A 23,463-nucleotide genomic window follows, 5' to 3' on the forward strand; every position below is an offset into this window, starting at 1 on the left:
GCCAAGAAGGTTCTCGCGTCCACCGTTCTCCACGGCCGGGTTGGTCTCGTTCGTGCTGCAGCAGCTGCTCATTCTCTGGTGTTCCTTCGTTATTGGATTCGTGTGGATGGGTGGGTTCTCGTACGTCACTTCGAGGCGACGCTCGTGAACCCGCGCAGGCGGAGGCTGTTGCCGACGACGAAGACGCTGGAGAACGCCATCGCCGCACCTGCGAGCATGGGGTTGAGCATGCCGAGCGCAGCGACCGGGATCGCGGCGGTGTTGTAAGCGAATGCCCAGAACAGGTTGGTCTTGATCGTCGACAGGGTCTTCCTGGACAGGCGGATCGCGTCGACGGCGGCCCGCAGGTCACCGCGCACGAGCGTGATGTCGGAGGCCTCGATCGCGACGTCCGTGCCGGTGCCCATCGCGAGGCCCAGGTCGGCCTGCGCGAGCGCGGGGGCGTCGTTGACGCCGTCGCCGACCATCGCGACGATCTTGCCCTCTTCCTGGAGGCGGGTGACGACGTCGACCTTGTCCTTGGGTAGCACTTCGGCGATGACCTCGTCGATGCCGACCTCGGACGCGATCTGGCGGGCCACGGCCTCGTTGTCACCGGTGAGCAGCACCGGGGTCAGGCCGATCTCCTTGAGCCCGCGGATCGCCTCGGCGCTCGTGGGCTTGACGGTGTCGGCGACGACCAGGATGCCACGCGCAGCACCGTCCCAGCCGATCGCGACGACCGTCTTGCCCTCGCCCTCGGCCTGGGCCTTCGCCTGTGCGACCTCCGGAGAGAGCTTCTGCGACCAGTCCGCCAGCAGAGACTCGCGGCCGACGACGACCGGGGTCCCCTCGACGATGCCCTGCACGCCCTTGCCCTCGACATTGGCGAAGTCCTCTGGAGTAGGCAGCTGGCCGACTTCCTGGGTCGCGCCCTTGGCGATCGCCTGCGCAATCGGATGCTCGGAAGAGTCTTCCAGTGCACCGGCGAAACGCAGCAGCTCCGCACGATCCACACCGGGCTCAGTGATCACGTCGGTCAGAGTCATCTTGCCGCTGGTGACGGTGCCGGTCTTATCGAGCACGACGGTGTCGACCTTGCGAGTGGACTCCAGCACCTCCGGACCCTTGATGAGGACGCCCATCTGCGCACCGCGCCCGGTGCCGACGAGCAGCGCGGTCGGGGTTGCCAGACCCAGCGCGCAGGGGCAGGCGATGACGAGCACGGCGACCGCTGCGGTGAACGCGGCGGCGACGGGGAACCCGCCTCCCAGCCAGGCGCCGAGGGTGATGAACGCGACGACGATGACGATCGGCACGAAGATGCCGGAGATGCGATCGGCCAGACGCTGCACCTCGGCCTTGCCGGTCTGCGCGTCCTCGACGAGCTTCGCCATCTGTGCGAGCTGTGTGTCCGAACCCACACGAGTCGCCCGCACGACCAGGCGGCCGCCGGCGTTGACGGTGGCACCGGTGACCGAGTCGCCCTCGCGGACCTCGACCGGCACGGACTCGCCGGTGAGCATCGAGGCGTCCACCGCGGAGGAGCCGGAGGTCACGAGACCGTCGGTGGCGATCTTCTCGCCTGGACGGACGATGAACTCGTCGCCGACCGCCAGCTCAGAGGTGGGGATCTTCACCTCTACGCCGTCGCGGAGTACGGCGACTTCCTTCGCGCCCAGCTCCAGGAGGGCGCGCAGCGCGGCCCCGGCCTGGCGCTTGGATCGCTTCTCGAAGTAGCGGCCGGCGAGGATGAACATCGTCACGCCCGCGCCGACTTCGAGGTAGATGTTCGCCGCGCCATCCGACGGAGCGATCGTGAACTCGAAGGGGTGCGTCATGCCGGGAGTGCCGGCAGTGCCGAGGAAGAGCGCGTAGAGCGACCAGAGCAGTGCGACGGAGGTGCCCATCGAGATGAGCGTGTCCATCGTCGCCGCACCGTGCTTGAGGTTTGTCCACGCCGCCTTGTGGAACGGCCAAGCTCCCCAGATGATCACCGGTGCGGCCAGGGCGAGTGAGGCCCACTGCCAATACGTGAACTGCAGCGCGGGGATCATCGCCATCGCGATTACGGGAACAGTGAGCACGATCGCGCCGATCAGCCGATGCCGCAGCGAGGTGAGCTCACTGTCTTCCTCCTCCCCGGCCTCGGTCTCCGACGTGTTCGCCGTAGTGTCCTTGGGCTTGGGCAGTGCGGCCGTGTACCCGGTCTTCTCGACCTCGGCGACCAGCAGTGACGGATCGTAGCCGGCAGGCACGGTGACCTTAGCCTTCTCAGTGGCGTAGTTGACGGTGGCCGCGACGCCATCGAGCTTGTTCAGCTTCTTCTCGATCCGGTTCGCGCAGGAGGCGCAGGTCATCCCGCCGATCTCCAACTCGATGTCCGGCCCACCCGTTGGGGGCGCTGATGTGCTCATCCTCTTCCTTCTTTCTCAGCTCTCGTGCGACGCCGGGCCCTGCGGGTCAGTGGCCGTCGGAATGCGAATCGTCTGTCTTCGTGCCGTCACCATGCTCGGCGTCGATCACGAACTCGGCGGTGTGCACCTGCCCGTCGACCTGGAAGTCCAGGTAGAGCAGGTAACGGTCGGCGGTCGGGGCCTCCGCTGCGAATCCGATGTCGGGTCCGGCCGTGTCCCCGGCCTGGGGCTGGTCGCCCTCGGCGTGGACGTGCAGGTAGGCGAGGTCACCCTCGCGCAGCGCCACTAAGTGGCCGAACGCGCCCAGGTAAGGCTCCAGCGTGGTCACCGGCTGACCGTCACGCTCGACCGAGATGGTGAGCTCGCTTGAGGTGCCCGCAGTGAGGTCGCCGTTGAGGGAGACGGTGTATCCGTCGACCTCGTCGGTGGGCTGCGCCTCGGTCTCGACAGGGGTGAAGTCGCCCGCGACCTCGATTGCGCGGGTGAGAGTGATGCCTTCGGCTTCCTCGCCCGCGGGTGTGAAGTCGGCGTACACGCGGTAGGTGCCCGCCTCGTCCCAGGTCCACGGCACCGACCAGGTGCCTGTGCTCGTGTCGAGTTCGGGGTGCACGTGCTGGAAGCCGGCGCCGTCGGTGCGCACGGCGATCAGGTGCAGGTCCTTCTCGTGCGCGGTGGTGTATTCGGTCACCGGTTCGCCGGACTCGTCGAGGATCTGGAAGCTCAGGTCTCCATCCTCGCCTGCGGCCGTGGGGGCCTGGACCGGAGAGAGCACGAAGCCGTCCGCGCTTGCGGAGACCCCGTTCAGAGCGGGCTCCGCGGTTTCCTGCGCAGCGTCGCCGTGCCCTTCACCGTGTGCGTTCACGCCGCTTCCTTCTGCCCATGCTGCTGCGAAGCTATCGGGAATGACGGCGCCGGCGAGGCCGAAGGCCCCGCCGAACGCCACCACCAACCCGGCCCCGTAGAGCGCGAGCCGTCCTCCGGCCTTCATCAGACGCGCACCGCCGAGTAGCCGGCCTCCTCGACCGCCGCGAGGACCTTGGCGTCGTCGATCTCGCCCTCGGCGGTGACGTTGAGCTTGCCGGTCTGCGCGCTGACTTGGATGTCCTGGACGCCGGGGATCTCGCTGACCTCCTCGCGGATCGACATCTCGCAGTGGCCGCAGGTCATGCCCGTCACCTGGTAATCGTTCGAAGCCATCAGGTGTCCTCCTTGTATGTCGGGTTGTACGTCGGGAGTACCCCTACCGGGTACGTGTACTAGTCAAACGTATACCCATGTCAGGTATTCCGCAAGGAGGGAGGCGATCGTGTGAGCTGCATTGCGCAAGTGCTGCAAACAATGGTTGGAGCGTCCGAGGTGTGCCTTGTGGTGCACCGATGCTGCGGGGCGATCCGCTGGGTTCTGGCGCTGCGCGTCGGAGAGTAGTGACCCCTCGGCTCATCAGAACCGTGGACTGCCTTGCCGCATCGACGAAGGCAGCGAAGACTGGTACGAAACCGACTCGCGCCCAGACCCGTCAGTGAGTGGGGTCAACGCTCGGGAAGCGCGGTGCCGGAGACCCCAGGCAGGGGTCTCTGACGGTGACCCTGGTGAAGGCGCGCGGGCGCAGCAGCACGGGGACAGTCAGTGGCCGGGCCGATCCCGTGGAGGACGTCGTCACCCTCGGGGTTGTCGAGATGCAGCAAAGACTGCACGCGACTCGCCGTGAACCGTTCGGAGAGGGGGCGGGATCCGGTGTGTGAGGGAGCCTGGCCGGACGCCCCTGCCGTGCTGGGGCGGGGAGCAGGCTGGGGTATCGAGTCGACAACTCTAGGCTGTCACCGTGACCACTGTTTTAGATCACCTCCGCGCTGATGACCGCGAGCACGTCGGGTACATCGAGATGACCGACGACGGCCTCTTCATCCCCTACGACCTCCTGCGTCGGCGGTGCGGTGAGCCCATGGAGCTGGCCGAGGCCGAAGAACTGCTTGACACCGTCGGTTTGCAGGCGTTGGGCGAGCAGTGGCTGCTTCGCACCGAGGGTGACGCATGGGTGCCCGTGGGCATCCAGGAGTTCTCACGAGAGTCCGTCACAGTGGCGCCGCGGCTCGATGACAGGGCGGTGGCCAAGGCGCTGGATCTCACCGCGACGGTGATGTTGTCGTTGCCGACGGATCGGCTCCGTTCCGCCGAATGAGGCTGGGCGGTTCCCTTCTCAGGCGAAGATCTCCCGCAAGGGTGTCCACCCCACGGGAAGCGGCCCGCAGATGGCGGCTCGTTGCCTGTCTGCCTCATGGGACCAGCCCTGAGCTTGTCCCGGGCTGCCGACCGGACCCCGGGCAAGGCGGAGTCCCACGTCCTCCAGGACGGCGTCCGGGGCGTTGCCCCGGCGCACTGAGGCGCGCACGCTCCAGGGTTCATCCGCCCAGCCACCCCCGCGCAGACTGCGGTAGTCGCCGTAGCGGGCGGGATCGGCGTAGTCCCAGCACCATTCCCAGATGTTGCCGAGCATGTCGTGCAGACCGTGCGGGTTGGCTTTCTTCATGCCGACGGGCTGGGGGCCCTCAAGGTGGTCGAGGCTGGTCCAGGCGATGTCTTCAAGCGGCCCGTAGGTGGGCGAGGTCGTTCCGGCGCGGCAGGCGTACTCCCACTCGGCCTCGGTGGGCAATCGGTACCCGTCAGCGCTCGTGTTCCAGGTGACGGAGCGTCCGTCCCCAGCATGCGTGTAGGCCGGCTGCAGCTCTTCAGCTTTGGATAGCTCGTTGCAGAGGTTGATGGTCTCGAACCATGTCAGAGGCGTGAGCGGGCGTCCGGTGCTCCGGTCACGGAGGGGGTGCACGGCCATCTCGAAGGGCTCCAGTTCCACATCCCGTGTGGTCCCGCGACGGGCGTCACGCAGGGTGATTTTTCCCGAAGACAGGGTGGCCATGGAGGGCTGGTTCATGGCGTCAGCGTCGCACACGGGCTGACTGGAGAACCACGAGCTGCACCCGGACAGGGTTCAACTGTCAATACCTAAGTGGCTCGTGGTCGTATGAAACATATTTGCGCGTTTGTGAAATCTTCGCTGCATCTCGACACTCGTGCGCGAAGACGGGGAGGGCGGGGCGCGCGTGTAGTCTGCTGACACTCTCCTGAACGGTGTTCAGGAGCCCTCGCACCCGCATCGCACCCAGGAGCACCATGACCTCCCCCTCCGCGCCGCAGACCGCCGTCGTCGACGCGCCGGCCACCCACCGCCCGCGCCGTTCCCCCGGGGCCGACCTGGCCCGCATCGCCGTGATGGCCGCGCTCATCGCCGTCCTCGGCGCCATGCCCGGCATCCCCGTGCCCGGCATCCCCACGCCCATCACCCTGCAGACGCTCGGCGTCATGCTCGCCGGCCTGGTGCTCGGGGCCTGGCGGGGCGCGGCGTCCGTCGCCCTGTTCCACCTGCTGGTCGCCCTGGGCCTGCCGCTGCTGGCCGGCGGCCGCGGCGGCGCCGCCGTGTTCGTGGGCCCCTCCGCGGGCTTCCTCTGGGGCTGGATCCCGGGCGCGTTCGTCGTCGGCCTGCTGTTCCACCTCTACCTCCGCGGCCGCCGCGACGGCCGGAACACCGGCGGGCTGGTCGCCGCGGCCCTCACGGCCTGCGTGGTCGGCGGCATCGCCGTCATCTACCTGTTCGGCATCCCCGGCATGAACCTCTTCGGCGGCGTCCCGCTGGACAAGGCCGCGATCGGCTCCCTCGCGTTCATCCCCGGCGACCTGCTCAAGGCCGTGGTCGCGGCGCTGCTGGCCGCCGGACTCTGGAAGGCGTACCCGCGAGCCTTCGCGTGAGCCCCCTCGCCCCCGTCCCCGACCCCGCCGCCCGCCTGGCCTTCCTGGCGGATGCGGACCACGCCGCGGTGCTCGCCGAGGCGGTGGCCGTCCGCGCCCGCGGCGGGGTCCCGGTGGTGGGGGACGAGCGCTGGCCCGCCGACCTCCGGGCGGCCCAGCGGGAGCACGCCGTCGTCCAGCTGCGCCGGCTCGCCGCGCGGGACCCGGACCTGGCCGCCCGCGTCGGCTGGGCGGCCTTCACCTCGGGGTCCACGTCCCGCCCCCGCGTGGTGCTGCGCACGGACGACTCCTGGCGGGCCGGCCACCCCCACGTCGCCGCGTGGCTGGGCCTGGCCCCCGGCGAGGCCATGCTGACGGCCGTCCACCCCGTCTCCTCCATGGCCCTGCACGCCGCCGCCTGGTGCGCGGCCACGGGGCATCGCCTGGCGGTGTCCCCGCACGCGCGCCTGACCGCGGCGGACCTCACCGGACCGGCCGCCCTCACCGCGACCCCCTCCCAGCTCACGGACGCCCTGGACCTGCTCGACGACGGCGCCCCCTCCACCCTGCGCGTGGCCCTCGTCGGCGGGGACCGGCTCCCGGCCGGCGCCCGCGAGCGCGCCGCCGCCCACGGGCTGCGGACGGTCCACTACTACGGCGCGGCCGAGGCCAGCTTCGTGGCCGTGGACCTGGACGGGTCCGGGCTGCGCCCCCTGCCCGGGGTGGAGCTGGAGGTGGCGGAGCCGGACGTCCTCGCCGACGCCGACGGTCCGCGCACCGGCGTCCTGCGCGTGGCCTCCCCGCAGCTGGCGGTCCCGGACGACTCGCGCCTCGCCTCCGGCGCCCCGCGCTGGGACGCGGAGGGACGGCTCACCACGGGCGACCGCGTCACCTGGGATCCCGCCGCCGGGATCCTCACCGTGCACGGCCGCGCCGACGAGGTCGTCCTCACCGCCGGCGCGACCGTCTCCGCCGCGGACGTGGAAGCCGAGCTGGCCGCCGTCGCCGGCCCCGACGGCCGCCCCGTGGCCGCCGGGGTGCTGGTGCTCGGGGTGCCGGACCCGCGGCTGGGCCAGCGGGTCGCCGCCGCCGTCGAGCCCGCGCCCGGGGTGGCCCCGGAGGACGCCCTGGCCGCGCTGCAGGGGGTCGCCCGCGCCCGGCTCTCCCCGGCCGCCCGGCCCCGCCGTTGGGTGGCCGTGGGCCGGCTGGAGCGCACCGGCAGCGGCAAGATCCGCCGCGTCACGCCCCCGGAGCTGCGCCCATGAGCGCCGTCGGCCTGGATGCCGCGCCCGTGTGGATCACGGCCGTCTCCCGCACGCCCGTCACGGCCCGCTCCCGCGCGCAGGCGCACCTGGGCGCCGGCGAGCTGGCCGCCGGCCCCGTGGGCGAGGTCGCCGCCGGGACGCACCCGGCCGCCGTCGTGCTCGGCAACGGGGCGGGCCCCGGGGGCAACGTGGCGCGGATCGCCGCGCTGGCCGCGGGGCTGGGCGTGGCCACGCCCGGCTGGACCGTGGACGCGCAGTGCGGGGCGGGGCTGGTGGCGGTCGCGCAGGCGGCCGGGCACGCCGTCGCGACGGGCCGGGCGTGTGTGGGCGGCGGCGTCGAGTCGCCGAGCACGGCTCCCGAGCGCTCGATCGACGGCGTCTCCTACGCGCAGGCGCCCATGGTCCCGGCCGGCTGGGACGACCCCGGGATGACGGCCGCCGCCGATGCCCTCGCCGCTGCGCGGGGCATCGGCCGGGCCCGCCAGGAGTCGTTCGCGGCCCGCTCGCACGTGCTCGCCCTGGCCGGGGGCCTCCGCCTGCCCGACGACGACGGCCCCCGCCGCCTCGACGCCGCCGCCCTCGCCCGGTTCCGGGCCGTGACGCCCGGCGCGGACCCGGCCACGGCGGTCACCGGGGCGACGGCCGCGCGCATCGCCGACGGCGCTGCCGCCGTGCTCGTCACCCCCCACAGCGCTGTCGTGCGTGAAACGGACGGCGTGTCGACCGCTTCCGTGCGCGGTGTGGACGTCCTCCGCCCCTGCCGGGTCCTCTCCTGGTCCCTCACCGGGGTGGACCCGGCCCTGCCCGGGCTCGGGCCCGTGAGCGCCGTCCGCGACGCGCTGGACGCTGCAGGCCGCACGCTGGAGGGGGTGGCCGTCGTCGAGCTGGTGGAGGCCTACGCCGCCCAGGTCCTGGCCGCCCTGGACGACCTCGGCCTCACCGGTGCCTCCGGCACCTCAGCCCCGGGCGCCTCGGGCCCCGCCACCGCACACGACCCCTGGGGCGTCGACCCGCGCGTCAACGCGGCCGGCGGCGCGCTCGCGCTCGGGCACCCGTGGGGCGCGTCGGGTGCCGTCGCCGTGGTCCACGCGGTGCGGCGCCTGCAGGCCGAGCCGCCGGGCGCCGTCGGACTGGCCGCGTGCGCCGTGGGCGGCGGCATGGGCGCGGCGATGGTCCTGGAGGTCGCCTGATGCCCGCCCTGGTGGCCCGTCCCGCTCTGCCGACGCCGCCCGCCTCAGCGGGAGGTGTCGAGGGGGAGGCGGTCCCGGTCGTAGGTGATGTCCGTGTACCCGTGGGGCTGTGGCCTGCCCTCCTCGTCGAGGGAGACGAACACGATCTTGTCGATCGTCAGGATGACCTCCCCCGTGACGATGTTGCGGACCTTGGCGCGCATGGTCAGGGAGGTGCGGCCGAACTTCACGGCGCGCAGGCCCATCTCGATCATGTCGCCCTGCCGGGCGGACGCGCTGAACTCGATCTCGGAGATCAGCTTGGTCACCGAGCGCGGGTTGCCGAGCTGGATGATCGAGTAGATCGCCGCCTCCTCGTCGATCCAGCGCAGCAGCGAGCCGCCGAACAGCGTCCCGTTGGCGTTGAGGTCCTCGGGCTTGACCCACTTGCGGGTGCGGTAGGAGACGTCGTCGTCCTCGTGCGCGGTCAGGTTCGGGGCGTGGTGCGTGGCCATGGTCACACCGTATCCCCGTCCGTCCCCGCCGGATCCGGAAGGATGGTCGTATGACAGGCCGCACCCCTCCCACCCGCGCTCCGCACGACGACGACGCGGCCGTGCGCCTGGCCGGCGTGCAGGTCGCGGCCCCCGGGGGCCCCGTCCTCCTGGACGGTGTGGACCTGCACCTGACGGCCCCGCGCGTCGCGGTGGTCGGGGAGAACGGCTCCGGCAAGTCCACGCTGGCGCGCGCCGTGGCGGGGCTCGCGGAGGTCACCGCCGGCGAGGTCGCGGTGCACGGCGTGGACGCGGTGCGGGACGTGAAGGCGCTGCGCCGCACGGTGGGCATGGTGTTCGCCAATCCGGCCGCGCAGATGGTCATGCCCACCGTCCGGGAGGACGTGGAGCTCACCGTGAAGGCCCTGACGGACGACGCCGGCCGCCGCCTGTCCCGGGCCGAGGTCGCCGCGCGCGTGGACGCGGCGCTGGCCGAGCACCGGCTCACGGACCTGGCGGAGCGCCCCTGCCTCTCCCTCTCCTCCGGGCAGGCACAGCGCCTGGCGATGTGCTCCGTGCTGGTCGGCGCCCCGCGACTCGTGATCGCGGACGAGCCCACCTCCCTCCTGGACGGCCGCCACCGCCGGATCGTGGCCGACCGCCTGCTCGGCGGGGCGGAGCGAGGGGAGTTCCAGCTGCTGCTCGTCACCCACGACCTCGACCTCGCCCGCGCCTGCGACGCCGCCGTGTGGGTGCACTCCGGCCGGGTCGAGCGCCACGGCCCGGCCGCCGAGACGGTGGCCGCCTACGAGGCCTTCCTCGACGACGCCGTGGCCCGGGAGCTCGCCTGATGCTCTCTCTGCACGTCCCCGGGGACTCGCCCCTGCACCGCTGCCCCGCCGGGGCGAAGGTCGCCGCGCTGGCGGTCTGGGCCCTGGTGGTGACCCTCGCACCGGTGAGCGCGCTGACGGCGGGGGCGTCCGTCGTCGTCGGCGTGGGGGCGTACCTGCTGGGCTTCGGCCTGCGGCGAGGCGTGCGACTGCTGGCCGCCGACCTGCGCGGGCTCTGGGTGTTCTACGCGGTGCTGTTCGCGGCGCAGTGGCTGTTCACCGACCTCCCGACGGCGGCGCTCACCACCGCACGGGTGCTCGGCCTGGTGCTCGCGGCGCAGGTGCTCACCCGCACGACGCGGATCGCGGAGATGGCCGGCGTCGCCGAGGCCGTGCTGGGGCCGGTCACGCGGATCCCGTGGCTCGGGCCGCGGCTGGCCCGGGCGGGCGTGCGGCCGGACCGGGTGGGGCTGGCCATGGGCCTGGTGCTGGCCTCAGTCGGGCACCTGCGGGGGCTCGCGGAGCAGATCCGCGCGGCGCAGGCGGCCCGCGGGGTGCGCATGGCCCCGTGGGCGTGGGTGCTGCCGCTGCTGGTGCTGTCCCTCAAGCACGCGGACGACGTCGGCGACGCGCTCGCGGCCCGCGGGATCGACTAGGGGGCGGCGCCCGCCTCAGCGGCGGTCCTCCTCCGGGGCGGGGCCGACGACCACCCGCACGGGCGGCATGGGGGCGACGTCCGACGCCCCCTCGAGCGTGTGGCCGAGGCGGTTCCACGCGCGCTCGGCCACGGGCGCCACCAGGAACACCGCCACCTGCCGGACCACGGTGGTGAACACGGAGGTGCGCAGGCCGCGGCGGGGGTCCAGGCCGCGGTCGATCAGCTGGCGGGTCTGCTCAGCCGAGAGGTCCACCAGCCGGTCCAGGACGCTCTCCCCCGAGGCGCGCGACGCCGTGAGGGCCTGGGCCAGGTAGCCGCCGATCAGGGGGCGTTCCTGCAGCAGCTCCTGGAACGCCGCGTCGCGGGCGGCGGAGATCTCCAGCGGAGTGCCCTCGAGGGGGACCGCCTCCAGTGTCGCGCGGACGAGGTCGATGATGTCGTCGTCCACGGCGCGCGTCAGGCCGTCCTTGCTGCCGAAGTGGTGCCGGACCAGCCCGGGCGCCACGCCGGCGTGCCGCCCGACGTCGCGGATGCTGGCCGCGTGCTCGCCGCGTTCGGCGTACAGCTCGAGCGCGCTGAGACGGAGGCGGGCGGCGGAGGAGAGGTCCTCGCGGGTCAGGGGTCGGGCTGTGTTCACCGCCTCAGACTAACCGACGGAGAAAGGAGTTGTGCGATCGTGCAATGAATGATTCACTCGTTCGCAGCGTGTGATCTCCACCACAAGCGTCCGCGATCGTGAGGATAGCCATGAACTCCGCCACCGCACCCGTCCTGGGGACGCCCTCCACCATGGGCGATGACGAACAGCTCACCACCTCGCGCCTGTTCCGGGACGCGGCCCGGACCTACCCCGACCAGTCGATCACCCACCGCACCATCGACGGCGAGTGGAAGGTCACCGACTACGCGGCGACCTGGGAGCGGATGCAGCGCGTGGCCGCCGGCCTGGCCTCGCTCGGCGTGGGGCCGAGGGACCGTGTGGGCCTGCTCCTCTGGAACGACCTGCGCCACTTCGAGTGCTACTTCGCGGTGCCGCTCACCGGCGCCACCATGGTCCAGCTCAACCTCCGGCTCGCGCCGCAGGACCTGGCCTACGTCATCGGTCACAGTGGGGCCCGCACGATCGTCGTGGACGCCACCCTCCTGCCGCTGGCCGAGGCGTTGGGGCCGCACCTGCCGGAGGACACCCGCTGGATCGTGGCCACGGACGGTGCGCTGCCCGACTCCTGGGCCGGGCGGGCGGACACGATGTCCTACGAGGACCTGATCGAGCGGAGCGCACCGATCGAGGACGCCCCGGACATGGACGAGAGGTCCGCCTCCGGTGCGTGCTACACCACGGGCACCACGGGCCGGCCCAAGGGTGTCTTCTACTCGCACCGGGCCACCTGGCTGCACGCGTTCGCGATCGCCGCGAACACCGGCATGACCATGGACGACACGGTCATGCTCCTGACGCCCATGTTCCACGCCCAGTGCTGGGGCCTGCCCTACGCCTCCGTGGCGGTCGGCGCCCGAGTGGTCCTGCCGGGCCGCTTCACCATGCAGGACACCGCCCTGCTGACGGAGTCCCTCGTGGAGCACGGCGTCACCGTGGCCCCGGCCGCACCCGCCATCCTCCTGCCGATGCTCCACTACCTGGAGGGGATGGAGGAGACGCCGCACCTGCCCGGCCTGCGGTTCCTGTGCGGCGCCACCGAGCCGCCCGTCGCGCTGATGCAGGGCTTCGACCGCCTCATGGGCGCCGAGATCATCCACGCCTACGGGGCCACCGAGACCTCGCCGGTCGTGTCCGTGAACCGACTGCGTCCCGCCCTCGCCGAGCGGCTCTCCGAGGACGAGCAGTGGGACCTCAAGCGGTACCAGGGCCTCGTGGTCACCGGCGTGGATGTGAAGGTCGTCGACCCGATGGGCCAGCCGCTGCCGCCCGGCGAGCGCAACGTCGGCGAGGTCATGATCCGAGGCCCCTGGATCACCCGCTCCTACTTCGAGAACCCCGAGGCCACCGAGAAGGGGTTCGACGACGAGGGGTACTGGCGCTCCGGTGACGTGGGCCACCTCTCGGAGGAGGGCTACCTGAAGATCGCGGACCGGATGAAGGACGTGGTCAAGTCCGGCGGCGAGTGGATCTCGAGCATCGACCTCGAGAACCACCTCCTCACGGTCCCGGGCGTGTCCGAGGCCGCCGTGGTGGGCGTGCCGCACCCGACGTGGCAGGAGCGCCCGATCGCCCTCGTGGTGCGCACCGCCGGCGCGGACCTGAGCGAGGAGCAGGTCAAGGCCGCCCTCGGCGCCCGGTTCGCCTCCTGGCAGGTCCCGGACCGCGTGCTCTTCGTCGACGAACTGGACCGCACCTCGGTCGGCAAGCTCGACAAGAAGCGCCTGCGCCAGGTGTACGCCGACGCCCTCGCCCAGGGCGATGGCCCCGGCGCGCCCTCCGCCTGACCCCCTGATCCGACCACCGGGCCGACGCCCGGTCCGAACCCCAGACCCCGAACCCCTCTGAAGGAGATCCCCGTGACCCGGGACGCCTACCTCTTCGACGCCGTCCGCACCCCCCGCGGGCTCGGCAAGCCCACCGGTTCCCTCCACGAGGTCAAGCCGGTCGGCCTGCTCGGCGGCCTCTTCGACGCGCTGCGTGAGCGCCACCCCGAGTGGGACCCCGCCGGGGTCGACGACGTCGTGCTCGGCGTGGTCACGCCGGTCGGCGACCAGGGCGGGGACATCGCCCGCGTCGCCGCCCTCAAGGCGGGCATGCCGGAGTCCGTGGCCGGCGTGCAGCTGAACCGGTTCTGCGGCTCCGGGCTGGAGGCCGTCAACCAGGTCGCGGCCCGCATCCGCTCCGGCTGGGAGGACATGCTGATCGCCGGCGGAGTCGAGGCCATGTCCCGCGTGCCCATGGGCTCCGACGGCAGTGCGTGGGCTATGGACCCCGCCACCGCGCTGGACCTGCACTTCGTGCCGCAGGGGATCTCGGCGGACCTCATCGCCACCCGCCAGGGGTTCTCCCGCGAGGACCTGGACCGCTTCGCGGTGCAGAGCCACCACCGCGCCGCGCAGGCCTGGTCCGAGGGCCGCTTCGAGGGCTCCGTCATCCCCGTGACGGACATGAACGGGCTGACCGTCCTGGACCGGGACGAGACCATCCGTCCGGACGCCTCCCTCGAGACCCTCGCCGGGCTGCGCCCCTCGTTCGCCGCGATGGGCGAGCAGGCCGGCTTCGACGCCGTCGCCCTGAACCGCTACACGGACGTGGACGAGATCCACCACGTCCACCACGCGGGCAACTCCTCCGGCATCGTGGACGGGGCGGCGCTCACCCTGATCGGCGGGGAGGAGGCGGGACGGCGGGCCGGCCTGACCCCCCGCGCGCGCATCGTCTCGGCCGCCGTCGTCGGCTCGGAGCCCACCATCATGCTCACCGGCCCGACGCCGGCCTGCCGCAAGGCCCTCGACGTCGCCGGCATGACGGCCTCGGACATCGACCTCGTGGAGATCAACGAGGCGTTCGCGGCCGTGCCCCTGCAGCTGATGCGGGACCTGGGCTGGAACGAGGAGCAGACCAACGTCAACGGCGGCGCGATCGCGATGGGCCACCCCCTCGGCGCCACCGGCGCCATGATCCTCGGCACCCTCGTGGACGAGCTCGAGCGACGCGACCTCCAGACCGGCATCGCGACCCTGTGCATCGGCGCCGGCATGGGCGTCGCCACCATCGTCGAGCGCGTCTGAGCGCCACCCCCCCCGACGCCCGCCCCCACGGCAGAGAGACACGACAGACATGACCGAGAACACGATCACCTGGGACCAGGACGCCGAGGGCGTCGTCACCCTGACCATGGACGACCCGACCGCCAAGGTCAACACCATGAACGGCCACTGGCAGGAGTCCATGAGGGCCGCCGTGGAGCGGCTCGAGCAGGAGCGCGAGTCGATCACCGGCGTCATCCTGACCAGCGCCAAGAAGACGTTCTTCGCCGGAGGCGACCTCGACCAGCTCGGGCCGTCCGGGCCCGAGGACGCCGAGGACGTGTTCGCGATGACCGAGCACGTCAAGTCCCTCCTGCGTCGCCTGGAGAAGCTCGGCCGCCCCGTGGTGGCCGCGATCAACGGCGCCGCCCTCGGCGGCGGCCTGGAGATCGCCCTCGCGTGCCACCGCCGGGTGGCCGTGGACGATCCCCGCATCAAGGTGGGCCTGCCCGAGGTCACCCTCGGGCTGCTCCCCGGCGGCGGCGGCATCACCCGCCTCGTGCGGATGCTGGGCCTGGAGAAGGCCCTGATGGACTGGCTGCTCCAGGGCACCCAGTACCGTCCCGCGCAGGCGAAGGAGAAGGGCGTCATCGACGAGCTCGTCTCCTCCCCGGAGGAGCTGCTGCCGGCTGCCCGCCGTTGGATCCTGGAGCAGGGCGCCGCGGCGGCGAAGGCCCGCGAGGGCGGCCCCGAGGAGACCGACGAGGCGCTCGGCGCCCCCTCCTACGCCGTCAAGCCGTGGGACCGGAAGGGCTTCCGGCTGCCCGGCGGCACCCCGCAGCAGCCGCAGCTGGCCTCCCGCCTGCCCGCGTTCGCCGCCACCCTGGTCAAGACCCTGCACGGTGCGGACCTGCCGGCGCCGCGGGCGATCCTGTCCGCGGCCGTCGAGGGCGCGCAGGTGGACTTCGACACCGCCTCCCGGATCGAGACGCGGTACTTCACGAGCCTGGTGACCGGCCGGGTCTCCACCGCGATGGTGCAGGCCTTCCACACGGAGATGGGCGCCATCCGCGCCGGCGCCGGCCTGGGCGAGCGCGTCTCGGAACGCCACACCATCGCCACCGCGGCCGTGCTCGGCGCCGGCATGATGGGCGCCGGCATCGCCCACGCCCTCGCCACGAGCGGCATCGACGTGGTGCTCAAGGACGTCTCGAAGGAGAACGCCGAGCGCGGCAAGGCCCACTGCGCGGACCTCGTGGGCAAGGCCGTGGCCCGCGGCCGGATGGACCAGTCCGCCGCCGACGAGGTGCTGGGCCGCATCCGCACCACGGACGACTACGCGGACATCGCCGGGGTGGACGCCGTGATCGAGGCCGTGTTCGAGGACTTCGACCTCAAGTCAGAGGTGTTCGCGGAGGTGGAGAAGGTGGTGGGCCGGCAGACGCTGCTCTGCAGCAACACCTCCACCCTCCCCATCACCCAGCTCCAGGGCCCGCGGGAGCGCGCCGCGGACTTCGTGGGCCTGCACTTCTTCTCCCCGGTGGACCGCATGAAGCTCGTCGAGATCATCCGGGGCGAGCAGACCTCGCAGGAGACCGTGGAGCGCGCCTACGACCTGGTCCAGCAGATCCGCAAGGTCCCGATCCTCGTGAACGACGGCCGGGGCTTCTACACGTCCCGCGTGTTCGGCACCCTGGTGCTCGAGGCCGCCGCCATGGTGGAGGAGGGCGTGGACCCGCAGCGCGTCGAGCGCACCGCGCGCCAGGCCGGCTTCCCGGGCGCCCCCCTCGCCATGCTGGACGAGGTCTCGCTCACCCTCACCCAGCACGTCCGCCGCGAGGCGGAGAAGGCCGCCGAGGCGGCCGGCACCGAGCGCGCCGAGCAGCCGGGCGAGCGGGTCGTGGACCGCATGGTCGAGGAGTTCGACCGCCCGGGCCGCGCCCGCGGCGCCGGGTTCTACGAGTACCCGGCGGAGGGCCCCAAGCACCTCTGGCCCGGGCTGCGCGAGCACTTCGCCGCGGAGGTGGACGTGTCCGACGAGGACCTGAAGGACCGCTTCCTGTACCGCATGGCCCTGGAGACCGCCGCGTGCTTCGAGGCCGGCGTCCTGACGGACACCGCGTCCGCCGACATCGGCGGCATCCTGGGCATCGGCTACCCGCCCCACACCGGCGGCCCCGCCACGTTCGCCACCAACCGCCCCGGCGGGCTGGCCGACTTCGTCTCGCGCGCCGACGCGCTTGCGGACGCCTACGGCGAGCGCTTCCGCCCGTCGGACTGGCTGCGTGAGCGGGCCGCCGCGGGTCAGGGGCTGGCATGAGCGCCGGGGACGGCGCCTCCCGCGTCCCGGCGGGCGACGCCGTCGTGCCCGGCCCCCTGGCCGACGTCGCGGTGGTGACGATCGCGCTGAACCTGCCGGGTCCGCTGGCCGCCTTCCGGCTGGCCGAGCTGGGCGCGCAGGTGACCACGGTCCTGCCGCCCGCGGGCGATCCCGTGGCCACGCTGGTCCCGGCCCTGTACACGGAGCTGCACGCCGGCATGGCCGAGCTCACGCTCGACCTCAAGCAAGACGGCGACCGGGCACGCATGGAGGAGCTCCTGGCCGGGGCGGACGTGCTGCTCACGTCCCACCGGTCCGGCGCGCTGACGCGGCTGGGCCTCGACGCCGCCGCGACGGCCCGCCGCCACCCCCGCCTGGTCCAGGTGGACATCACGGGGTTCCCCGGAGAGCGCGCCGACGTGCCGGGCCACGACCTGAACTACCAGGCCGAGGCCGGCCTCCTCGAGCCGGGGCACCCACCCCGGGGGCTGCTGGCGGACGTGCATGGTGCGGAGCGGGCGGTCAGCGCCGCCCTCGCGGGCCTGCACGCCCGGGACCGGGACGGCCGGGGCGGCGGCGTCGTCGTCGCCCTGAGCGACGCGGCCCACGCCATGGCCCTGCCCACGCGGCACGGCATGACGGACCCGGGCTCGCCGCTTGGCGGCGCCAACCCGTTCTACGGCGTCTACCCGGCCCGGTCCGGGCACGTCGCCCTCGGCGCCCTCGAGCCGCACTTCGCCCACGCGATGGTCGAGGCGCTGCAGCTCGATCCCGACGGCGACGTCCGTGCGCAGCTCACCGCCGCGTTCGCGGAGCGCGACGCCGACGCATGGCAGTCCTGGGGCGAGGAGTGGGGCCACCCGATCACCGCCCTGGCCGGCCCCACCGCCTGACCCCCACGACTCAGCACCCCCCTCGAACGACCTCCAGGAGCCCCTCATGACCACCACGGATTCCCGCACCCGCTCGCTGATCGACGTCGACGTCCTCGAGTATCACCGCCTCCTGACGCCCGAACAGCAGGAGAAGCTCACGGAGATCCGCGCCGCCCTGGCCGAGATCGTCACCCCGCACGTGGCCGAGGCCTGGAGCCGGGACGAGTTCCCGCACGAGATCGCCCGCCGCGTCGGCGAGCTGGGCTACAACCACGTCAGCGGCATGACCGAGGACCCGCTGTTCCGCGGGCACCTGATGGCTGAGCTGGCCCGCGCGGACATCTCACTCAGTGTGTACTTCGCCCTGCACAACGACCTCGTTGGGGCCACCCTGGAGGCCCTGGGCTCGGAGGAGCAGAAGCAGACGTGGCTGCCGGGCCTGTACGCGATGGAGTACACCGGCTGCTTCGCGCTGACCGAGCCGGAGCACGGCTCCGACGTCGCCGGCGGCATGGCCACCACGGCGCGCCGGGAGGGGGACGAGTGGGTGATCAACGGGGCCAAGCGATGGATCGGCAACGGCACCATGTCCCGCATCGCGATCGTGTGGGCCCGGGACGAGGAGGACGACCAGGTCAAGGGCTTCATCGTGGAGACCGACACCCCCGGCTACGAGGCCACCAAGATCGAGCACAAGACCGCGGTGAAGATCGTCCAGAACGCGGACATCACCTTCACGGACGTGCGCATCCCGGCGGAGAACAAGCTGGAGAAGGCCGACACCTTCGCGGACACCAACGTGATCCTGCTGGGCTCCCGCAACGGCCTGGGCTGGCAGGCCGTGGGCGCGCAGCAGGGCATCCTCGATGCCGCCCGCCGCTACGCGCTGGAGCGCACCCAGTTCGGCCGCCCGATCGCCGGGCATCAGCTGGTGCAGTCCCTGCTCGTGCAGATCGCGGCCAACCTGGCGGCCACCCTGGGCATGGCGCACCGGGCGGTGCAGCTGGAGGCCGCCGGGGAGGTGTCCATGACACAGGCCTCCCTGGTGAAGCTGAAGACCTCCCAGATGTGCCGCGAGTCGGCCGCGCTGGGCCGGCAGATGATGGGCGGCAACGGCATCCTCGCCGACACCGGGCTCGGCCGGTTCTTCTGCGACGTCGAGGCGATCTTCACGTACGAGGGCACCTACGAGGTGAACTCGCTGATCGTGGGCCGCGGCCTCACCGGTCACTCCGCCTTCCTCTGAACCCCCTCCGACGACCGCCCCACCAGACCAGGAGCCACCGTGACCACCTCCGAGACCCCCGACACCTCCACGACCACCCACGGCCGGCCCACCGAGCGCCGGGGCCATGTGGCCGAGCTGCTCTCGGCCACCGTGGCCCGGCAGCCGGATGCCGTGGCCCTGCGGATCGGCGAGGCCCGCATGACCTACCGCGAACTGGACCAGGTCACGGCCGCGACGGCCGGCTGGCTGCGCCACCGCGGGGTGGGTCCGGGGGACCGGGTGGCCGTGCTGCTGCCCAACGTCCCGGCCTTCGTGGCGGTCTACGAGGCGCTCATGCGTCTGGGTGCGGTGATGGTGCCGCTCAACCCGCTGTTCACGGCCCGTGAGCTGGGGTACTTCCTCGCGGACTCCGGGGCGCGCATGCTCTGGGCCATGCCCGGGCTGCAGGCCGTGGACGAGGTGGCCGGGAACGTCGACGTCGAGGTGGTCACCCTGGACCTCGAGGCGGTCGGGCGGGAGTGCGCCGCCGAGGGCATCGCCCCGGTCACGGAGATCACCCCGCGCGACCCCGACGACGACGCCGTCCTGCTCTACACCTCGGGCACCACGGGCCGGCCCAAGGGCGCCCGGCTGACGCACACGAACCTGCGTTCCAACGCCATGGCGACGGCGACCGGCCTGGGTCGGCTCGGCCCGGACGACGTCGTGTTCGCGGCGCTGCCGATGTTCCACGTGTTCGGGCTCTCGGTGGTGCTCAACGGCGCGGTGTTCTCCGGGTCCACGCTGTCCCTGATGCCGCGGTTCGAGCCGGAGGCCGCCTACGACCAGCTGCAGGACCACGGCGTCACGTTCCTGCCCGGCGTGCCCACCATGCACGGGGCGTTCCTCACCGTGGCCCGGGCCCGCCGTGAGGCCGGGGCCGAGCCGGCGGACTTCTCCCGGCTGCGCATGCCCCTCTCCGGCGGTGCGAGCCTGCCGGTGGACACGCTGCACGCCGCCGAGAAGCTGTACGGCGTGCCCGTATTCGAGGGCTACGGGCTGTCCGAGAACGCGGGCGCGTGCTTCTTCAACCCCGTGGACGCGCCGACGCGCCCAGGCACCGTGGGCCGGCCGGTGGACGGCTTCGAGTTCCGGATCGTGGCGATGGACGGCACCGAGGTGCCCGAGGAGGACCTCGAGACCTCCGGTGAGCTGCGCATCCGGGGCGAGGGCATCATGGCCGGCTACTGGGGCCACCCGGAGGACACGGTGGCGGCGTTCGACGCGGACGGCTGGTTCCGCACCGGGGACATCGCCCGCCGGGACGAGGCCGGGTACGTGCTGATCGTGGACCGGCTCAAGGACGTGATCATCCGCGGCGGCATGAACGTGTACCCGCGCGAGGTGGAGGAGGTCCTCTACGAGCACCCGGACGTGGTCGAGGCCGCCGTGGTGGGTGTGCCGGACGAGCGGCTGGGCGAGGAGATCGCCGCCTTCGTCTCGCTGGCCCCGGGCAGCACCGTCACGGGGGAGGAGCTCCAGGCGTTCGCGGCCGAGCGGCTGGCCCGCTACAAGCAGCCGCGGGAGGTGACCGTCCTGGACGGGCTGCCGAAGAACGCCACGGGCAAGATCCTGCGCCGCGAGCTGCGGGGCTGACCCGCGGCCTCCGCTCGCGCCGCCCCACGCGGCCCCGGCTGCCGCTCGCACCGCCCCGGGTCACTCCCCGGTCCGGCCGGCGCTCTACCCTGCCTGCCAGCCCCCGATTGTCAGCACGGTGTTGACAGACATGCTCCTTGCCTCCACGCTGGACCCATGACCAAGTCCTTGATCTCCTCCGCGGTCGTCGTCCTCCTGATCCTCCTCGTCACCGTGCTGACGGACGCCAGCACCTGGCTCGTGGGCCTCCTCTCCGGGCTCGCCTGCCTCGCGGGCGCGTGGTGCGCCCCCCTGTTCCAGTCCGGCAGCCCCTACGGCGGCACCTTCTTCGGCGGTTGGCAGTCCCGGTGGGACGGGCCGAAGGCGGTGCAGCTCCTCGCGGCGGGGGCGGCGGTCGCCGTGAGCGTCGTGCTGAACCTGTTCGGCGGCGGAGTGCCCGCGGTCGTCGGCATCATCGTGGCGCTCCTCGTCGGCGCCCTCATCCCGGTGCCGGGTGACCCGGCCGGTGGCGGCCATGGGGCAGACCCGGAGGATGCCCGACCCGCATGAACTGATCGCCGCGGCCCTGCGTGAACAGGCCGCGGCGGAGCGCCGCCTGCACGGCGCCGTCCAAGCCGCGCGCGACGCGGGGTGGAGTTGGACCCAGGTGGCCGAGGTGCTCGGCGTGACGCGCCAGGCCGCCCATCGCCGCTTCCACGTAGCACCGGCGGTGGCCCTGGACGACGGCGGCGCTCGCGGCGACGGCGTGCCGGCCGACGTCGCTGCTGAGAACGGCCCGGGTGGCGCATCGGATCCCTGGGCTGAGGCGCGGGCCGCCGCGGAGGCCACTGTGGAGGCCTGGCTGCGCGGCGACGTCGCGGCCGTCCATGCCCGCATGACGAGCGCTGCGCGCGCCGGCCTGCCGCAGTCGGCGCTGCGCGGGGTGCTGCTCGAGATCGAGGACCTCTCGGGGGGCCTGCGAGCCGTGCGGGTCACCGGGGTGCACGACCTCGACGGGGAACTGCTGAGCGGGGAGCCCGCGTCGGGCGGCCCGTCTCCGGCCGGCGGCGCGGGCCGGGCGGGACGACGCCGCGCCGTCGTCGTCCGCTGCGTGGTCGCCGGTGAGGACGCGGACCCCGTGGTGCATGTGCTGATCGGTCCGGGCGGGCGGGTGTCCGGGCTGAGCGTCCGGATCTCCGACGAGCTCGAGCAGTGGCCGCTGTGATGCACGAGCATCAGATGCATGCGCACCACGCTGAGCATCGACGACGACGTCGTGAAACAGCTGCGGGAGGACGAGGGCCTGTGAGCGCCGGGTTCCTGGACGTGAACGTGCTGACCGCCCTGGCCCGCCAGGTGACGGACGCCCACCTCCTCGCGCCGGCCAGTCTTCCCGAGCGAACGCCAGCGACTCCTCCACTGTGAACACGCGCGCCACCAACTCGCCCCACAGAGCCGGCGAGGCGCGCGGGTCGAGCCGGCGGTGGGGGCCGTCGTGGGAGGTGGCGGGGCGAGTGCCCGGGCGTGGGGCGCGCCTGCCGACCGCCGACTCGGCCGAAACCGACTCTCCCCTCGTCCACTCGGCCGAAAGCGACCCTACGGCCCCCTCAACGGGGTGCGGTGCGTCGGTTTCGGACGAGTGAGTGCGCGCGGGGGACCGGCCGATAGCCTGGGCGCATGCGCATGACCCCCGCCCGCGTGGCCTCCGCCGCCGTCCTCGCCGTCCTGACCCTCGTGTGCCTGCTGCTCATGCTGGACACCTGGTCCTTCATGGGCGCGCTGCTGGTGTCCCTGATCGGCGCGGTGCTGTTCGTGGCCGGCGCGTGGTTCGCGCCGCTCGCTCGCTCCGGCGACGCCCTGGGGGGCACGCCGCTGCGCCCGTGGCAGGCGGGGTTCGACGGCCCCAAGACCACGCAGGTGGCCGGCGGCGGCCTGGTCGCGCTGCTGGTCGCCCTCGTGACGGGCGGGGCGCCGCTCGTGGGCCCGATCCTCGGCGTGGTGGCCGCGGTGATCGGTGGGCGCTTCCTGCGGATCCCGTCCCACGCGCAGGTCGTGGCGGCGGTGGGCCCGGAGGTGGCCGAGGCCTCGGAGCACCTGCCCGGCGAGCACCACGACGCCGCCCCCGCGGACTCCGTCGCGGACCCGGACACCGATCCGGTCCCCGTCCCCGCGACGGAGGCGGCCGATTCGGAGAAGCCCCGGCACGAGCACGCGGCGGACGTCTCCCCGGAGACGGCCCCGGTGCCCGTGATCCACCCCGCCGACGCCGAGCACCCGCACGGCTCCCACGCCGCGATGGCCCACCCGGACCCCGTGGACGACGTCCCCGGAGACGGCGAGCCGACCACCCGGTGAGGCGCCCCTCGGCTCCCGCGTCGCGCCCCTCGCCCGCGCCGGAGGGATCGTGGCTGTCCCGGCTGTGGGCGGCGCACGCCGCGTTCCTGGTCACCGGGGGCGTGCTCCTGGCGGTGGTCGTCGCGTTCACGTCCCTGGCGGAGGAGGTCTACGACTCCGTCACCGAGGGCGACGGCGTGCCCGCCGTGGACCACCCCGCCCTGCAGGCGGCGATCTCCCTGCGCGGGCCGGTGCTCACAGGCCTGGCGCAGTTCCTGGCCTACGCGGGGGACACCCCGGGGGCGGTCGCCGTCGGGCTGGTGCTGCTGGGGCTGCTCACCCTGGCCCGCCGGGAGGCGACGCCCGCGGTGGTGCTCCTGGGCGGCATGGCGGGGGCGGTGCTGATCACGGTGGTCGGCAAGTCCCACGTGGGGCGGCTGCGCCCGCCCGTGGACGTGGCGCTGCCGCCGATCGTCACCTCGCCCTCGTTCCCGTCCGGGCACACCCTCAACGCGACCGTGCTCATGGCGCTGACGGTGTACCTGGTGGCCATCACCCCGCGCCTGAGCCTGTGCGGCACGCACCGGCGCGCGGTGACGGCGGCCGCCGTCGTCGCCGGCTGCTACGCCGTGCTCATGGGGCTGAGCCGCGTGTACCTGGCGGCGCACTGGCTCACGGATGTGGCCGCCGGGTGGACGGTGGGCCTGGCATGGGCGGCGGCGGTGGTGCTGGCGCACCGGGTGTGGCTCACGGTCCAGGACGTCAGGCGGTCCCGCGCGGGCACGCCGGCCGCACCCGCGGCCGGCTGACCGG

22 protein-coding genes are annotated in these 23,463 nt (G+C 72.9%); 16 read left to right on the plus strand and 6 right to left on the minus strand.

From position 1 onward, the window contains the following. Positions 1 to 125: 125 nt before the first annotated feature. The 3 genes from KW076_RS03615 to KW076_RS03625 are packed head-to-tail and all read right to left on the minus strand — an operon-like array spanning position 126 to position 3,593. Positions 126 to 2,396 (minus strand): heavy metal translocating P-type ATPase, encoded by a 2,271-nt coding sequence (locus KW076_RS03615; protein ID WP_061873202.1) that lies wholly within the window; start codon positions 2,394 to 2,396, stop codon positions 126 to 128. A gap of 46 nt (positions 2,397 to 2,442) precedes the next feature. Beyond that, entirely contained in the window at positions 2,443 to 3,384 is a 942-nt protein-coding gene (locus KW076_RS03620; protein ID WP_061873203.1) for a DUF8832 domain-containing protein, read from the minus strand. Beyond that, positions 3,384 to 3,593: a heavy-metal-associated domain-containing protein gene (locus KW076_RS03625; RefSeq protein WP_006213359.1), complete on the minus strand. Its 210-nt coding sequence runs from the start codon at positions 3,591 to 3,593 to the stop codon at positions 3,384 to 3,386. The genes KW076_RS03620 and KW076_RS03625 overlap by 1 nt, the downstream gene beginning before the upstream one ends. A 625-nt stretch (positions 3,594 to 4,218) precedes the next feature. On the opposite strand from KW076_RS03625, the gene KW076_RS03630 reads away from it, so the two are divergent. Next, entirely contained in the window at positions 4,219 to 4,575 is a 357-nt protein-coding gene (locus tag KW076_RS03630; protein WP_224356248.1) for a serine/threonine protein phosphatase, read from the plus strand. A gap of 18 nt (positions 4,576 to 4,593) precedes the next feature. Here the strand turns inward: KW076_RS03630 and KW076_RS03635 are convergent, their stop codons facing one another. Beyond that, on the minus strand, positions 4,594 to 5,322 hold the full coding sequence (locus tag KW076_RS03635; RefSeq protein ID WP_224356249.1) for a formylglycine-generating enzyme family protein: 729 nt from the start codon (positions 5,320 to 5,322) through the stop codon (positions 4,594 to 4,596). A gap of 239 nt (positions 5,323 to 5,561) precedes the next feature. Here KW076_RS03635 and KW076_RS03640 point away from each other — a divergent pair, with 239 nt between their 5' ends. From KW076_RS03640 to KW076_RS03650, 3 genes are read left to right on the plus strand one after another with little or no spacing between them, the layout of a single operon-like run. Beyond that, positions 5,562 to 6,194, plus strand: a complete 633-nt coding sequence (locus KW076_RS03640) for a biotin transporter BioY (RefSeq protein ID WP_224356250.1) — start codon at positions 5,562 to 5,564, stop codon at positions 6,192 to 6,194. Further along, a complete protein-coding gene (locus tag KW076_RS03645) occupies positions 6,191 to 7,438 on the plus strand; it encodes an AMP-binding protein (protein ID WP_224356251.1) in 1,248 nt (415 codons plus the stop codon). The genes KW076_RS03640 and KW076_RS03645 overlap by 4 nt, the downstream gene beginning before the upstream one ends. After that, on the plus strand, positions 7,435 to 8,628 hold the full coding sequence (locus tag KW076_RS03650; protein ID WP_224356252.1) for a thiolase family protein: 1,194 nt from the start codon (positions 7,435 to 7,437) through the stop codon (positions 8,626 to 8,628). Before KW076_RS03645 ends, KW076_RS03650 begins: the two co-directional genes overlap by 4 nt. 44 nt (positions 8,629 to 8,672) lie before the next feature. Here the strand turns inward: KW076_RS03650 and KW076_RS03655 are convergent, their stop codons facing one another. Further along, positions 8,673 to 9,122 carry an acyl-CoA thioesterase gene (locus KW076_RS03655; RefSeq protein ID WP_224356253.1) on the minus strand — a complete coding sequence of 150 codons (450 nt, stop codon included), beginning with the start codon at positions 9,120 to 9,122 and terminating at the stop codon, positions 8,673 to 8,675. A 50-nt stretch (positions 9,123 to 9,172) separates the two neighbouring features. Between KW076_RS03655 and KW076_RS03660 the strand changes: the two genes are divergently transcribed. Together KW076_RS03660 and KW076_RS03665 are read left to right on the plus strand one after the other, a co-directional pair. Then, positions 9,173 to 9,952 carry an energy-coupling factor ABC transporter ATP-binding protein gene (locus KW076_RS03660; RefSeq protein WP_224356254.1) on the plus strand — a complete coding sequence of 260 codons (780 nt, stop codon included), beginning with the start codon at positions 9,173 to 9,175 and terminating at the stop codon, positions 9,950 to 9,952. Next, positions 9,952 to 10,587 (plus strand): energy-coupling factor transporter transmembrane component T family protein, encoded by a 636-nt coding sequence (locus KW076_RS03665; protein WP_224356255.1) that lies wholly within the window; start codon positions 9,952 to 9,954, stop codon positions 10,585 to 10,587. Before KW076_RS03660 ends, KW076_RS03665 begins: the two co-directional genes overlap by 1 nt. 15 nt (positions 10,588 to 10,602) lie before the next feature. On the opposite strand, the gene KW076_RS03670 is transcribed toward KW076_RS03665, so the two are convergent. Then, entirely contained in the window at positions 10,603 to 11,226 is a 624-nt protein-coding gene (locus KW076_RS03670; RefSeq protein ID WP_224356256.1) for a TetR/AcrR family transcriptional regulator, read from the minus strand. A 110-nt stretch (positions 11,227 to 11,336) separates the two neighbouring features. Between KW076_RS03670 and KW076_RS03675 the strand changes: the two genes are divergently transcribed. The 10 genes from KW076_RS03675 (at position 11,337) to KW076_RS03720 (ending at position 23,459) form a co-directional block, all read left to right on the plus strand. Then, complete coding sequence (locus tag KW076_RS03675; protein ID WP_224356257.1) at positions 11,337 to 13,034, plus strand: long-chain-fatty-acid--CoA ligase; 1,698 nt, start codon at positions 11,337 to 11,339, stop codon at positions 13,032 to 13,034. Positions 13,035 to 13,106: 72 nt separating this feature from the next. Continuing rightward, complete coding sequence (locus tag KW076_RS03680) at positions 13,107 to 14,321, plus strand: acetyl-CoA C-acetyltransferase (protein WP_224356258.1); 1,215 nt, start codon at positions 13,107 to 13,109, stop codon at positions 14,319 to 14,321. Between the two features lie 49 nt (positions 14,322 to 14,370). Beyond that, complete coding sequence (locus KW076_RS03685) at positions 14,371 to 16,599, plus strand: 3-hydroxyacyl-CoA dehydrogenase NAD-binding domain-containing protein (RefSeq protein WP_224356259.1); 2,229 nt, start codon at positions 14,371 to 14,373, stop codon at positions 16,597 to 16,599. Continuing rightward, a complete protein-coding gene (locus tag KW076_RS03690) occupies positions 16,596 to 17,492 on the plus strand; it encodes a CoA transferase (RefSeq protein ID WP_224356260.1) in 897 nt (298 codons plus the stop codon). Before KW076_RS03685 ends, KW076_RS03690 begins: the two co-directional genes overlap by 4 nt. Positions 17,493 to 17,538: 46 nt before the next feature. Then, positions 17,539 to 18,720 carry an acyl-CoA dehydrogenase family protein gene (locus tag KW076_RS03695; protein ID WP_224356261.1) on the plus strand — a complete coding sequence of 394 codons (1,182 nt, stop codon included), beginning with the start codon at positions 17,539 to 17,541 and terminating at the stop codon, positions 18,718 to 18,720. Between the two features lie 39 nt (positions 18,721 to 18,759). Further along, positions 18,760 to 20,337 (plus strand): long-chain-fatty-acid--CoA ligase, encoded by a 1,578-nt coding sequence (locus KW076_RS03700; protein ID WP_224356262.1) that lies wholly within the window; start codon positions 18,760 to 18,762, stop codon positions 20,335 to 20,337. 156 nt (positions 20,338 to 20,493) lie between these two features. After that, positions 20,494 to 20,886, plus strand: coding sequence for a hypothetical protein (locus tag KW076_RS03705; protein WP_224356263.1), 393 nt, complete (start codon positions 20,494 to 20,496; stop codon positions 20,884 to 20,886). Next, a complete protein-coding gene (locus tag KW076_RS03710; protein ID WP_224356264.1) occupies positions 20,870 to 21,541 on the plus strand; it encodes an AraC family transcriptional regulator in 672 nt (223 codons plus the stop codon). Before KW076_RS03705 ends, KW076_RS03710 begins: the two co-directional genes overlap by 17 nt. Before the next feature lie 452 nt (positions 21,542 to 21,993). Then, on the plus strand, positions 21,994 to 22,671 hold the full coding sequence (locus tag KW076_RS03715) for a hypothetical protein (protein ID WP_224356265.1): 678 nt from the start codon (positions 21,994 to 21,996) through the stop codon (positions 22,669 to 22,671). Continuing rightward, positions 22,668 to 23,459 carry a phosphatase PAP2 family protein gene (locus KW076_RS03720; protein WP_224356266.1) on the plus strand — a complete coding sequence of 264 codons (792 nt, stop codon included), beginning with the start codon at positions 22,668 to 22,670 and terminating at the stop codon, positions 23,457 to 23,459. Before KW076_RS03715 ends, KW076_RS03720 begins: the two co-directional genes overlap by 4 nt. Positions 23,460 to 23,463 lie beyond the last annotated feature (4 nt).

Source organism: Micrococcus porci (assembly GCF_020097155.1).
GTDB classification, from domain to species: domain Bacteria; phylum Actinomycetota; class Actinomycetes; order Actinomycetales; family Micrococcaceae; genus Micrococcus; species Micrococcus porci.

Coding starts and splice junctions, on each gene's coding strand:
- KW076_RS03715 (WP_224356265.1), top strand. CDS start 21,994: ATGCGCATGACCCCCGCCCGCGTGGCCTCCGCCGCCGTCCTCGCCGTC.
- KW076_RS03690 (WP_224356260.1), top strand. CDS start 16,596: ATGAGCGCCGGGGACGGCGCCTCCCGCGTCCCGGCGGGCGACGCCGTC.
- KW076_RS03620 (WP_061873203.1), bottom strand. CDS start 3,384: ATGAAGGCCGGAGGACGGCTCGCGCTCTACGGGGCCGGGTTGGTGGTG.
- KW076_RS03695 (WP_224356261.1), top strand. CDS start 17,539: ATGACCACCACGGATTCCCGCACCCGCTCGCTGATCGACGTCGACGTC.
- KW076_RS03675 (WP_224356257.1), top strand. CDS start 11,337: ATGAACTCCGCCACCGCACCCGTCCTGGGGACGCCCTCCACCATGGGC.
- KW076_RS03640 (WP_224356250.1), top strand. CDS start 5,562: ATGACCTCCCCCTCCGCGCCGCAGACCGCCGTCGTCGACGCGCCGGCC.
- KW076_RS03665 (WP_224356255.1), top strand. CDS start 9,952: ATGCTCTCTCTGCACGTCCCCGGGGACTCGCCCCTGCACCGCTGCCCC.
- KW076_RS03615 (WP_061873202.1), bottom strand. CDS start 2,396: ATGAGCACATCAGCGCCCCCAACGGGTGGGCCGGACATCGAGTTGGAG.
- KW076_RS03685 (WP_224356259.1), top strand. CDS start 14,371: ATGACCGAGAACACGATCACCTGGGACCAGGACGCCGAGGGCGTCGTC.
- KW076_RS03710 (WP_224356264.1), top strand. CDS start 20,870: ATGCCCGACCCGCATGAACTGATCGCCGCGGCCCTGCGTGAACAGGCC.
- KW076_RS03625 (WP_006213359.1), bottom strand. CDS start 3,593: ATGGCTTCGAACGATTACCAGGTGACGGGCATGACCTGCGGCCACTGC.
- KW076_RS03650 (WP_224356252.1), top strand. CDS start 7,435: ATGAGCGCCGTCGGCCTGGATGCCGCGCCCGTGTGGATCACGGCCGTC.
- KW076_RS03660 (WP_224356254.1), top strand. CDS start 9,173: ATGACAGGCCGCACCCCTCCCACCCGCGCTCCGCACGACGACGACGCG.
- KW076_RS03635 (WP_224356249.1), bottom strand. CDS start 5,322: ATGAACCAGCCCTCCATGGCCACCCTGTCTTCGGGAAAAATCACCCTG.
- KW076_RS03705 (WP_224356263.1), top strand. CDS start 20,494: ATGACCAAGTCCTTGATCTCCTCCGCGGTCGTCGTCCTCCTGATCCTC.
- KW076_RS03655 (WP_224356253.1), bottom strand. CDS start 9,122: ATGGCCACGCACCACGCCCCGAACCTGACCGCGCACGAGGACGACGAC.